The following is a 13,500-nucleotide window of genomic DNA, read 5'->3' as shown; positions in this document are numbered from 1 at the left end:
TTAATTTTGGTTTGTTGTTCATATCCATGTCCCACGATCAGACCCTACCAGATCCTATATCACCATGCCACTGTGATCGCAAGAATACCGGTTGTGAAGTTTGTAAGGAACCAGATAATCCTGAACCTGTTCGTGGTGGTCTGATGTCCCAGACTGTTCTGGTTCCCGATCCAGAACCAAAAGCTCAGGCTGTGGTAAAGAAAAATCACACCGGGAATCCATGCCAGCTTGAATGCCCAGGAGTAATTCAGGACCAGACCGACAGCTACTATCCCATAGATCCAGCCGATAGATGCATCGGCAACAGCTATTGCATGTTCATATACTTTGAACTCAGGGATCAGTTTCTTTTCCTGAAGTCCTATTTTTGTGGCTAATTCCCAGTTCAAAACTGAGATAAGCTGACCTAACCAGTGGAAAATGAACCCGACAACAAAGATCAGGATAGCTACAATTACATGAAAATAAGGAATTATTTCCATGCACTTTCCACCCCGGAGCCGGAAGTCTTCCTGCCACATATGGGAATCTATTCTACAAATGGAATACGGAACAATATTGTTGTCATAATACCGATACTCCCCAAATTAAATTAGAGAATGACAACATATATACTTTTGTTTACTTAAAAAAAGTCAATATTACATATGAGCTATCATTTGAGGCCGGAACCCGAAGGAATGGTAAAAGTGAAGGTGCTTCCAACGCCTTCTTCACTGTCAACCCAGATGTTACCGCCATGCATCTCAACATATTTCCTGACCAGAGCAAGTCCCAGACCTGTACCACCGTATTGTTTTGAGGTCGATGAGTCTGCCTGCCTGAAAGTCTCAAAGATCACTTCCTGCTTTTCCTCAGGGATACCAATACCGTTATCTGACACAGAGATTTCAAATACGTTATCGTTCTCGGCCATGTTGATCTATATACATCCGTTCTCAGGAGTGAACTTCAGGGAATTGCTTAACAGATTGTACATTATTTGCTTCATTCTTAACCTGTCAGCATACATATAAAAATTCTCTGAACGAGCATGACCATAGATCTCTATGTTCTTTTCATCCGCCAGATGCTTGACCATGCTTTCAATTTCATAAAAGAAGTGAGATGAACTGAATGTCTCATATTCAAGCTGCATCCTTCCGCTCTCGATCTTTGAAATGTCAAGGATATCATTGATAAGGTCCAACAGATGCTGACCACTGGTCATAATGTTGTGTGAATATTTTACCTCCTTTTCATTCAAGTTGTCAAAAGGATTGCTATTTAGCAACTGTGAGAATCCAATAATGGAATTCAGAGGCGTACGTAACTCATGGCTCATGTTCGCAAGGAACTCGGATTTGATGCGGCTTGCCTCTTCGGCTTTGTTTTTCGCCTCAAGGATCTCTTTTTCGTGTTTTTCACGTTCGCTTACGTCCCTTGAGATACCAAACATCACTTTTTTACCATTCCATTTACCATTGGTCACCCTGGTCTCAACAGGTATCAATGTTCCATCTTTAGAAATAATGGGAATTGAACATGAATCGAGGTATCCACAAAGTAACTGTCCTACAGTTGATATTACCTTGTCTTTACTTTCTTCTGGATGGATATCAGTTACTTTCATGGAGATTAGCTCCTCTTCACTGTACCCAAGCTTTAACCTGGCTGATTCATTTGTGGAAACGATGTTACCAGCTTCATCCACAACAAAGAAAAGATCGTCCATGGAATTGAACAGGTTTTCCAGATCGGTCTTCTGCCTGTTAAGGGCATCCTGTATTCTGGCTCTTGCGATATATTCACCTGCAAAAGAAGCTATGCTTTCAAGTCCGTTCCTTGTCTGCTTCGGTATTGCATTATAACTATGAGATGAAACACTCATGCAGGCAACAGCTTTTCCTTCGAAATGTATAGGAATTGCAGTCATTGACCTTAATCCTTCAGACAGGAAGTCCTCAGAGAGAGTGTTGACCAGATTGGTTGATAACATGTCAGAATACTTAACGTATACTGGTTTCCCATCCCTTACAATTTTTGCATTCAACGAATCTTTATCATAGTGCCTGCATTGTGCTACAAACCCAGGTGAAAGCCCATTGTGTACGATCATATCCAGATCCCCGTTATCATTTACCAGATAGATCCCACTGGAATCAATAGCCTCAAGGGTTACAAGATGTTCCACAAGGGAATTCAGGATACTCAAAAGATCAGAACGTTTCCCCATGTCAATTGAAAGATCATGCTGGATAGATAGAATGTCTTCTGTAAGCTTTCTGTCTGTAATGTCATTCAGAATTATCATTCTTCCATGAACATCGTCGTGTTTGTCATAAAGAGGAGAAAGGGTGATATTAAACCACATCGTTCCATCGGAAAGATCTTTCTTCAGCTCCGTCCTGTTCATTTCTCTACCATTATATTCAAGGTCGAGAAGTTCAGGCCAGTAACCAGGTATTTCTGAAACATGCCTGCCCAGATCGTTTGCGGAAATCTCCAGGTATTCCTCAGCAAACTGGTTGATATCAATAAGTCGTTCCTTCCTGTCAAGAACAATTACACCAGAAGGCATATTCTCAAAAAGAAAACTACGTGCAAGTGGCGTTATATCAAGTAACCTGTAGCGGAATATTCCAGCGTATACCAGCATTACACATAGAATGAAGACAAAAGGAATAGGATCAAGGCCTGCAGGGAACAAACCAACCAGATATAGAAGATAGACGGAAAAAGGAATCATTGCACAGATGATCAGAATTACCAGTTGTCTTCCATAGAAAGTTCTGTTGTGTACCCACATATTGAAAAAAAGAAAAATGCTGTAAAGTATCAATATGATAGAATATACCTGATTGAACCAATAATACAGACCCGGTTCAAAATAGAGTCCAAAAAAAGGACCTGTACTGCTTATGTAAATCGTTTCATGAAAAAGGGAATGTATCTCTGTTGTAAATGCAAGAACAAGGGTTATCATCGGTACGATGAACAGACCGACCATCTTCCTGTGTGTAAGCCACTGCTCTCTTCCTGTATAGCTCATAGAGAACAGAAGTAAAAAAGCCGGTATCATCGATATTCCGACATACTGGAGTTTGTAGAAGATCAGCGAAGCTTCCAGTTCTGTTGAAGCGATCTCCAGAGAATAGAATATTGAATAGATCGCAAGAGAGAACAACAACATTCCAAAATAAGCAACATACTCAGAGTCCCTAAACTGCTGGATATAGAGTGCCATCATTATAAGCAATATCCCGGAAACTATTAAGAAATCAGAATATAAGCTGAAATGGATCGTTGTATCACCTGTAGTCAAGGTACTCGTTTCAGCAAAAAAAGATTTGATATTATAAAAATATGTGTATTCAATATAGGAGTGCTGCAAGCTTTTTTAACTTATATTCTAATTCCTTCCTGTTATATCAAAAAATAAAGTAGTATCAGATCAAAACATCCTCAAGACCAGCTTCCTCTACAATCTCGATTGCACGTCTCTTCTCATTAGAAGTAAGTCGACGATCGATCTCAGGATATTCTGAAGCCCTGAAGTATGGAGAATACTGGAACATCAGATTGAATCGCACCTCAGGAATATGGCTTGCCACCCATTCTGCGATCGGTCTTGTACAACATTCCAGATGACCGGGCATTACAAGATGACGTATTATGACCTCTGCATCCTGATAGGCAACTTCGTGATTCCTTTTGACAACGTAAGTATAGTCCTTTACTTTGGAATACTTTCGTGCGCATTCATCACTCCCATATTTGAAGTCAGCAAGATATACATCGATAACACCCTCCAGTACTTTTGCCACCTCTGATGAATGGTACATGTTAGAATTCCACACCATCGGAACATTGACATTGGTTCTGTTAATGATCTTCAGAACACAATGTGCATGTGGGGTAGGGGTTACAAAATTTACATTACTTGAACCTTCAAGTCGTCTCATTTCTATGATCCCGGCCAGGTTTTCAGGATCTGCAACGAATCCGCTTTCAGGCCGCGTGGATATATCCCAGTTCTGACAGAAAACACAGGCAAAGACGCAACCTGTGAAGAATATCGTATGTGAAGGCACAAGTTCCGGTTCTTCCCCCATGTGCAGGAATTCCGATGCATATCTGGAGGTCTCAAGCAATCTGCAGAATCCTTTTTCACCCTTCCTGCGATTTACACCACATCTTCGTTCACACAGATGACAATTCCCAAGTATTCTCTCAGCTATCCCGACCTTCAGGTCCAGAAGAGAAGGCTGAGCTTCCGGAAGTTCAATATTCTTCCCTTTAAGATCGATAGTTTCCAGTAACTCCCGATACTTTCCGATCTCAAGATCATGGATTGTCCAGAGATCCTCAATGGAAGCCAAAGGATCGAAGTCAACCGGAATGCTTTTCGTGATCCTGAAACGTGCTGGCAGTTCATCACTCTCTACTTTGAGATAACGGTTCAAGAATTTTGGTTTTATTTTTCATACCCCAACATTAACAATAATATTAATGTAAAAAATAAGTCAGTTTCTCTTAAACTTGAGCTATCATAATTGAAAGATACAAGTTTGTCCCATTTCCCCATGACGCTTGTTCAGTGCACCCATATTCGAAAAGGATAAACAACATCTATAGATTTGATTTCCTAATTGTGCATGGAATCAGTTATCTGTTAGGCAACAGAAAGGTTGCCATTTAGACGGAACAATAGGATCTCTACATACCCAAATAAATATTGGATATATTAGTGGAATATTAGCAGCTATCATTAAAGCTGTTTATATGACTGAAGGTTTAGGTTAACTCTCTCAAAATTATTTTCAGCTTTGAAGCCATGTGACTCTTTCAAAGCAGAATACTCCCAATTATTGCCCCAATAACTCCCAATAATAGGTATAACAATAAAGTTTTAAGGATTCCCCAGCCTTCAAATTCCCCGTAACCTCCACCTAAATATGTAAATTTTGATTTGAAAGCTACTATTAGCCAAGCTATGATAAGTCCTACTATTGCACCAATTATTGCCCCATATGACATGTCGAGTCCCCCTATAGTCCCATGCTTTTAGAACTAATTTCCACTCACTACTCATACAATGTCTTACTTAATACATAATTATTTCCTATGAGATCATCAAGGAGAAGAAATTAGTAAACTACTGAATTTGATGATATTAATTTCATAAAGTAAATTGCTCATAAAAATTAAATAACATAAGTGACAGATGCTATAACGGGGATAAATTAATACAAGGAATTGTTGATTTTTTTAACAGTTTGAAGTTTGCCATTTTGGATACAATACATCCAAAAATAAGTTTTTTTGTTGGTGGGGAATATGTCAAAAGGGGAAGAATTTCTTGGAACTGCATTGAGTATTGAAAGACATGAAACACATGCAAATGTCTTTGGACAGCAAGCAGAGGATTTCTTATCTTTCAGGTTGCAAATTACTGACCAAAATGGGAATACTGAAACCCTACTTCCAGTAGAAATTCGTGCAAAGCAGATTATCAATAGAGTTCAGGAAGGGGATTTTGTCAATGTAGTAGGAAAAGTTAACAAGCAGGGTGTACTTATCCCTCACAAAATCTTCAACATCACATCAAAATCTGAAATCCATATAAAAAAGCGTATGGGTTTGGCTTCTATCTTTTTGATAGGTCCTTTAATACTATTGTCAATTGTAGGGGTCATTGGATTTTTTGGGGGCTTGCTAGGCATAGTTGCAAGTCAGGGTCATCCTGAAGAATTAATGATCAGCATTATTGTTTTCATCGTGGGTTGTATATGTCTCGGTCTATGGTATCATATCGGCCATAGACTCAAATAATAAATTAAGACTAAAATGGAACGTGGGGGGAAATAAATTGCATAATCAAAAAATTCCATTTTCAGCACAAAACATTGATCCAACTAAAACATATCATTTTTCAACCGACCATATTTCATACCTCGAGAAAGGATTTGTTGATGATTTAGATGGAACTATTGATGCATCTCAATTGGAAATAAAAACGTTTGAAAATGTTCGGATACTAAAAATAATTGGTCTCACTGATTTTTGGAAGATAAACGCAAACCAGAAAAAAACAATACACGGTTTGATGTCATACCTGCTTTCTGGATTACATGAAGGAAATATCCCGGTTCTATTTGGTATATTCGGACGTCCAGACAACATTGAAATTTTCATGGGAACCTTTGGAAGTGACGTTTCAAGAGTTGAGGGAAATATTATCACTCTTAAAAAAACACTAAATGCATTTTTTGAAGGTATTTCCATAAAAATGCAGGAATTTGATGATTTCGATAATCTTATCAAAGAGTTCAAGCAATCGGGAATAGTTGTCTCTAGCCCTTCATACTCTGGGAAAATATCTAATCAATCTACTTTAGATGTAACTTCTCAAAGCAAGAAAAACCTAGAATTGATGGGAAGTTCAACGGAGATTGATGAACTGTTGAGAGGAATGTATGGAGAGAACTTTTGTTATCTCATTTATGCAATTCCTGTATCTAATAAGGAAATCACAGCTTATAATAATATGATTCTCAAAGAATTGCGATCTCTTCAGGAATCGATGCTGAGCCATTCTGCGACTCAAAATATTCGCAGTCCACTTGGCCAGACGTATGAAGAATTACTGAACAACTATTTGCGTTCGATAAAAACGGCGAAAAGAACAGGCCTCTGGAATTCATCCATATTTCTCTTTACTCAATCTCCTGAGACCATGAATAATTTAAAAGCGATTTCAAAAGCCGTATTTGGAAGCAACCGCACAATGAATGATAGAGTTCAGACATTAAGTTTAACGGGAAAACTGATAAAGAATGGTCTAATCATGAATCCCCCTCCCACTTCTCCGGGACAATTACAGCATCCATATGCCTACATGAATACTCTCAATTCGAATGATTTGGGTGTTTTTATCAATCTACCTTCTCAGGAAATGCCAGGGTTCTCAATAAAACCCTATGGGCGTTTTAAAGTGTCAAAGCAGGATACTGATGATATAAATATTACCATCGGAGAGATTCTTGACAGAAGGGAAAAAACACATAATTGTTACAAAATTCCTGTGGGAAATCTCAATAAACATGGGTTGATTGTCGGAACTACCGGTAGTGGGAAAACAAATACTCTTTTCTTTCTGTTAAAAGACCTCTGGAAGAAAAATAAAATTCCGTTTTTGGTTATAGAACCCGCAAAGACCGAATATCGGTCTCTTCTTTTCAGTGAGGAATTAAAGAACGATCTCAAAGTCTTTACACTTGGGGATGAGAATACCTTCCCATTTCGAATCAATCCATTTGAAATACTTGACGGAGTAACGGTACAGACACATATTGATCTTCTCAAATCTGTATTTAATACAAGTTTCTATATGTGGGGCCCCCTGCCTCATGTCCTTGAACAATGTCTTCATGAGATCTATATCGACCGGGGGTGGAATCTTGCATCAAATACTAATCGACTTGGGCTCCATAATGGTGCAAATCCGACATTAACTGACCTTTACAACAAAGTGGATGATGTAGTCGACAAGTTGGGATATGGAAAAGAAACCACAATGGAAATAAAGGGATCTCTCAAGACGCGAATAGATAGCATGCGAATTGGTGGAAAGGGGCTTATGCTCGATACACGACGAACGATGCCCTTTGAGACATTTTTAAATAAACCAACGATACTGGAATTGGAGTCCCTTGGTGATGATGATGAAAAATGTTTTGTTATGGGTCTCATTCTCACACGAATGTATGAATACTATATCTCCAAGGGAACTACAGAGAAAGTTGATTTGAAACACATCACTGTTATTGAAGAGGCACACAGATTACTGGGAACATCCCAAAATGATAATCCTTATGTAGGGAACACCAGAGGGAAATCGGTTGAGACCTTTACCAATATACTGGCAGAGATTCGCGCATATGGAGAGGGAATTTTAATTTCAGAACAGATTCCCACAAAACTTGCACCTGATATTCTGAAGAATACTAATTTAAAGATAATGCATCGCATTGTTGCAGAAGATGACAGGAAGGCTATGAGTGCAACGATGAACATCTTGGAACAAGAAGCATTGATGGTCACAACATTCTCTCCAGGATATGCAGCGGTCTATAGTGAGGGAGACACAGGAGCATACTATGTAAAGGTGCCTTATTCAAAAATTAAAGCACCCTCCTCTGAAAATAAAGATGATCTAATAAAAAATGCGATGCTGGATCCTATTCAAGATAAGAAAGCACTTGCTCCGTATGAAGGATGTGCTAAATATTGTAGTAACATTTGTCAATACAAAAACCTTGGGAGAAATGTCTCCAGAAAAAGGTTGTTTTTGCCCAAGATACCATATCTAATACTTGCTATGCTTGATGATGCGCCCAGTCTTCCTGAAATATTAGCACAGATGGCGGAATCAGGTCGGGAGGAGGGAGAATTATCAAAGAATGCCGTGGGTATCGGGATTTGTGCTCTCGTTCATGGATTAGAGTATTTCTTTGACCAGGTAAGTCTTCGATACCAATGGTCTTTTGAAGATAGGGAAAAAATACAGAGCATTCTCTTGGACTTTACCATTGAGATGCTTAAAGAGTATCACAAAGACCCACAACAATTTTCATATGAATCTCTTGACCAAGAAAAAATTAAAGAATTCAATGAATACTATCAACAGATCTGTACTGGAAAACAGCCAACCAATCTATGTGGGAAAATCTGTACAGAAAATACCTGCCTGTATCGTTATTATCTTTCTAAGATGTTAAACGATGAAGAATATAAGAGAAGATCCATTCAACTTTTCGATGAGAATGATCACCTTCAATGGAAACAATTCTACCATAAAATGATTCGGGAACTAATACTTCCGGATATCTCAGATGATCTTATCCAGAAGCTCGGTCTTTGCTGTATTCTTCAAACCGGTTTTTCGAAAGAGATCTACCCTCTTAAAATCAAAATATTAATTGAAAATATCATTGCAGATTACCCTGACAGTATACCAGATGAAGAAAATCTGATTTGAATGAAAATGAACGGGTGATTAAAAATGCCTAGTGAGTTGGATAAAGATTTTGAACATTATACAAAAAAAATAAATGTCAATCGTACATGGGCCCAAAAAAAATATAATGCCCTCTCCGAGGATGCAAAAAGATGCCTTGATGATTACATAAACAACCAATTTTGGTTAAAGAATGGTCTACCACTAGGTTTTGAGATTAAAAAAAATAATTCTGATTATGCACGATTGAGGGAGGACTGGCTTCAGATTCGAGACAAGGCTATCAAAATTGGTGAAACGGAGAAAAGAAACTGGGATGAATGGGCAAAGGCTATAAATGAATCTGAGAAGGCAGCGAAAAAAGAATCAAGGCGTTTTTTTTCAAAGGATGTGAAAGTACCTAAATCGATGACTCCTTCTTACACGTATAAATCAAAAAATCTAGCAAGTATCTTTGGTCGAAGTGGATATATTGATGGCAAGGAGTTTAAATCAATTGTCGAAAAAGCATTGGATACACCCAGTAGTTCATCGGACAAGATGAAGTATGCATCAAATATTGTTGGGAAGTTATCAGATGATATTCTTGATGGATTGTTAAAGGATCCGTATGGATTTGAGGGATGTGTGAGGCTTTCTCTTATTCTTGTAACAAATTCAAATGAAAAACTTCAAAATGAAGCCTTTCGTATTCTGCGAAAAGTTCCTTCTGTTTCACAAAATAACCTTAATAATGAAGGAATACTGTGGTTTAAAAGCGGCAAGCTATTTTATGATGGAGTTCAAAAAGAATCCAAACTCTCAAAATCTGACGCTGCATTAAATTTTGCAAAAGAGCTGATTAAAGAGAAACAGTACCTTGTGAATGCAAGAAACGATTTAGATGGATTGAAAGCAGTAGTTCAGATATATGGGAATCTTAAGACTTCCTCTTATGGCGGAAAGAAAAAGATTGAAGCTGAAAAGCTGGCAAAAACAATATCAGAAGCTCTTGTGCCCGGTTCAACTGAAAGAAAATATTCTGCATATGGAATATTTGAAAGATATGGTTATGGAAAAGGACTGTATGGCCATATTCAAAATGAATTAAGGCCTATATGGAAACACACAAAGAATTCGCCTCTTCCTCAAAAGCTATATACAGACTATTTAGGAGATACACTCAATAAGAAGTTTGCTATTAGCTTTCTTGAAAATACTTCTGATAAAGATTTGCTTCGGATTGGAAAAAATCCAGACGGGAGAAAAGCACTATCTCTGTTGTATCATGCTTTAACTTACAGTTCTAACAGTAAAGCATCAGAACACACAAATCGTATTATGGCTACCTTAAGCTATCTTGATGCCAAACAATTTGTAGGTAAAATTGTCAATAAAGAAAAAATTCCTCTTATACCCACAAGTGCTGCCATGTTTAGAGGGATCTTACCCTTTGCATACCTGAATAAAGATGGTAACATCCTTCTGAATATTGGTTATCTTAGTTCTTTAAATGAAAAATATAAAAAAGAAATCTCTACATTACCTGATTCCGTAAGTACCATGGATGGTGCAATGTTTAAACCGGATCAATTAATTGGCATAGTTAATTATGATCAAGGCGGCATTGTCATGTATCGTCCTGCAATCTATTTGCTCCAAATGAATAAAAAATCGTTAGAAGCCGTATCAGATAAAATCTGGACAAGTGTTGAACTGGGTGTTTCTATCGGCACATTAGGCGTGGGTCTTGCTCCAAGTATTCTAGAAAAAGCAGCTGAAATAACTACAATAGCCCTTACTGCGATCAATATTGCTGTAAAAGAATATCAGGGGTGGATAATCAGTAATTATAAAGAGAAGGGTAAGGAATTCATCAATTTAGTAGACGCAGTAACTTTTTGTGCAAATATTGCTATGATGGGAGAAGTTGTGGTTTCACCCCTATTAACAAAATTAATCAACTCATGGGATGAATTAAAAAATATCAATCCTGCATTAACTGCATCAAAAGAATTCAAAGCAATAAATTCAGATGTAGACAAATTAAGTAAAAACTTGAGAAAAATTGATGAGGTCCCTAATGCAGATATACGTGTTTCCAGAAGAAGAAATGCATCACAGGAAAGAGCTCCTGTTCAACGTACTAATAAAGGAGTGGATGAAGAATCCAGATTTTTTGGAAGGAGGGATGTTCCAAATACAGAAGCAACTGTTCCCTCTTCAACTAATAAAAATCTGTCACTTACCATGAAGAAGAATCTGGTTAAGGACGATAAATTGACAACACTTTTTGTTCATGAAGTAGGAGCTAATGAACTTCACAAAGATTATATGTTTCATACTCCAGAAACAGGAAAATCAATACCCTATGACCACGATAGTGATAAGGATTTTAAATTTTTATATGGATTATCAGAAGCAGCACAATCCAATGATAGAAATGAGATTATAAAAGCAGCGAAGAAGCATAGTGTTAAACATGAAGATGGAGGACATCATGCTTCTTACACAGATACTAACAATTGTACTGAAAAAGCGTATGATCAATGGTCAAATGTTGTCCGGTTGCCAATGATACGTGATAGGTGGATCACTCCGGGGGATATTGCTATGAGTGATACAGTAGCTGAATTCATTCGGAGATATGATAATAAAAAATTTTATCCGGGACCGGATAAATATAAAACCCCTGAAGCAAAGGTCAAAACTGATCAAAAGTGGAAAGAAGCTAGAGAATATACTTTAGATTATATCCGCAAGAAATTCAATATAAATCCCGATACCACGACAATGGAAAAATATATGGCACTTTTGGAGACAATGGGAGATAAAATTGGCAGACCAGAAATTGATCGTATTCGTCGGGAATTACGTTTATCAGAAGAGATGGCATCAAACACTCCCAGAAGAGAATTTCCTTCTCCTCTGAATGAAAATGTTTCTCCTGATACAAGACTTGTTAATGATACTAAGCCAGATATTGATGACACTTTACCAGGTGCACAGAAAGATACAATACCAATATCTCCTAAAAGAGGTTCCTCTCCAAATGAAGATGTTCCTCCTGGAACAAAACTCGTTAATGATACTCAGCAGGATATAGGAGATACATTACCAGGGTTGCCGGGTGAACCACACTATTCACGTATAAATATCCGAACTCTTGGTGATGAATGTACTAACATGGTGAAACAGTTAAATATGTCTGAACAGGACTTGAACGATTATTTATTTATTCATGAGAAGGCTTCAAGAATTGATGGAGACTGGAAAGAAGGAGCTTTCCAGAAGGTTGTTCAGGCAGAGATAAAGAAAACGTACGAAACATTGGGCCCTCAACTTGGAAAGGAAATGATTTCCTTTGGGCATAATCCTCACAGTATATCAAATGCTATAGACCAATTGAAAGATTCTGGTTATGACAATAAGGCTATTCAAAAGGTATTCAAAGTCGAGAATAAATTAGCCGAGTCTTTACAATCTATGTTAAATGGTTCCCGCCAAGATGCAAGGAGTGCAATCAGGGGAAGTGATGGTGATGTGACAAAAGCGATAGAGAACCAAAAGTGGAAACAACTAGTAAATTCCTGGAATAAAGAACATTCTTCATCAATGCGACAGATGACTCTATCGGAGAAACAGCAGATACAGAAAGAGGCAGAAAATTTTGCTAAAACAGAAGAAAAAATAGCTAAAAATAAAGTTAAGAATGAATTCACAGATGAAAGCAAATTGAAAAATAGGGAACCGGATGAATTGAAGGAATCTCAAAATCAATTTAAAGAAAAGGTTGGGCGATAAAAGTGTCAACCGAAAAATCAAGAAAATTCTTTGCTAAAAAACGTAAAGAAATGGAAGAACGGAGACAAAATACTCAGGAGAAATTCAGGAGTTGGATAAACAAAAGTTATCTGGGTACGAATAAAGAAAGGGGTAGTGGAGAAGTAGAATTATCATCATATTCCGAAGAGTTTTTACAACGTTCTGAAAAAAGGCATCAAGAGAATCTAAAATTATATGGTGGTAAAAAACCAAAGGGTGGTAGATTAGATGGAGGTGAAGAACCAGAGGGTGGTGGACTAGACAAAACTGATGTTAATGCTGTTGGAAGCAATTTAAACTTGAATTCCAATGTAAAAGGCGATTTAGGTAACGTTTCCGACATAGGTTCCAACATTGAAGCTGATTTTGGTAACGACATAATTCTAGATTCCGAAGCTGAAGCTGATTTTGGTAACGACATAATTCTAGATTCCGAAACTGAAGCTGATTTTGGTAACGACATAATTCTAGATTCCGAAACTGAAGCTGATTTTGGTAACGACCTCTTTCTAGATTCCAAAGGTAAAGGTGATTTTGGTAGCGATTCCAACTTTGTTTCTGATCAGGCACCTATGGAATAACTTATTGAGAATTTGGCTCTGTAAAAAACCTCGATGTTCTGGCAAAAATGAAAGTTAATAATAATTCAAAATATGCTGTCAGCTATTGAATATACATACTTATTTTTCCCTGTT

At 37.6% G+C, this 13,500-nt stretch carries 9 protein-coding genes; 4 read left to right on the top strand and 5 right to left on the bottom strand.

What is annotated here, in order from left to right; translation table 11 throughout:
* Positions 1–59 precede the first annotated feature (59 nt).
* The 5 genes from WOA13_RS01310 to WOA13_RS01290 form a co-directional block, all read right to left on the bottom strand.
* Positions 60–482, bottom strand: a complete 423-nt coding sequence (locus tag WOA13_RS01310; RefSeq protein ID WP_342126201.1) for a hypothetical protein — start codon at positions 480–482, stop codon at positions 60–62.
* 173 nt (positions 483–655) lie between these two features.
* Positions 656–916: an ATP-binding protein gene (locus WOA13_RS01305; protein WP_342126200.1), complete on the bottom strand. Its 261-nt coding sequence runs from the start codon at positions 914–916 to the stop codon at positions 656–658.
* A 6-nt stretch (positions 917–922) separates the two neighbouring features.
* Positions 923–3,304 carry a histidine kinase N-terminal 7TM domain-containing protein gene (locus WOA13_RS01300; protein ID WP_342126199.1) on the bottom strand — a complete coding sequence of 794 codons (2,382 nt, stop codon included), beginning with the start codon at positions 3,302–3,304 and terminating at the stop codon, positions 923–925.
* 124 nt (positions 3,305–3,428) lie between these two features.
* Entirely contained in the window at positions 3,429–4,445 is a 1,017-nt protein-coding gene (locus WOA13_RS01295; RefSeq protein WP_342126198.1) for a radical SAM protein, read from the bottom strand.
* A 382-nt stretch (positions 4,446–4,827) separates the two neighbouring features.
* Positions 4,828–5,019 carry a hypothetical protein gene (locus WOA13_RS01290; RefSeq protein ID WP_342126197.1) on the bottom strand — a complete coding sequence of 64 codons (192 nt, stop codon included), beginning with the start codon at positions 5,017–5,019 and terminating at the stop codon, positions 4,828–4,830.
* Positions 5,020–5,319: 300 nt separating this feature from the next.
* Between WOA13_RS01290 and WOA13_RS01285 the strand changes: the two genes are divergently transcribed.
* Genes WOA13_RS01285 through WOA13_RS01270 form a run of 4 tightly spaced genes read left to right on the top strand, consistent with a single transcriptional unit; the run spans position 5,320 to position 13,386 of the window.
* The gene (locus WOA13_RS01285; protein WP_342126196.1) at positions 5,320–5,814 is read left to right on the top strand and encodes a hypothetical protein; all 495 of its coding nucleotides are present in this window, start codon (positions 5,320–5,322) and stop codon (positions 5,812–5,814) included.
* Positions 5,815–5,851: 37 nt separating this feature from the next.
* A complete protein-coding gene (locus WOA13_RS01280; protein WP_342126195.1) occupies positions 5,852–9,022 on the top strand; it encodes an ATP-binding protein in 3,171 nt (1,056 codons plus the stop codon).
* A 24-nt stretch (positions 9,023–9,046) separates the two neighbouring features.
* Positions 9,047–12,784: a hypothetical protein gene (locus tag WOA13_RS01275; RefSeq protein ID WP_342126194.1), complete on the top strand. Its 3,738-nt coding sequence runs from the start codon at positions 9,047–9,049 to the stop codon at positions 12,782–12,784.
* A gap of 2 nt (positions 12,785–12,786) precedes the next feature.
* Positions 12,787–13,386, top strand: coding sequence for a hypothetical protein (locus WOA13_RS01270; protein WP_342126193.1), 600 nt, complete (start codon positions 12,787–12,789; stop codon positions 13,384–13,386).
* Positions 13,387–13,500 lie beyond the last annotated feature (114 nt).

The organism is Methanococcoides sp. LMO-2 (assembly GCF_038432375.1).
Taxonomy (GTDB): Archaea; Halobacteriota; Methanosarcinia; order Methanosarcinales; family Methanosarcinaceae; genus Methanococcoides; species Methanococcoides cohabitans.
This window is presented reverse-complemented; position numbering and strand designations above follow the sequence as displayed.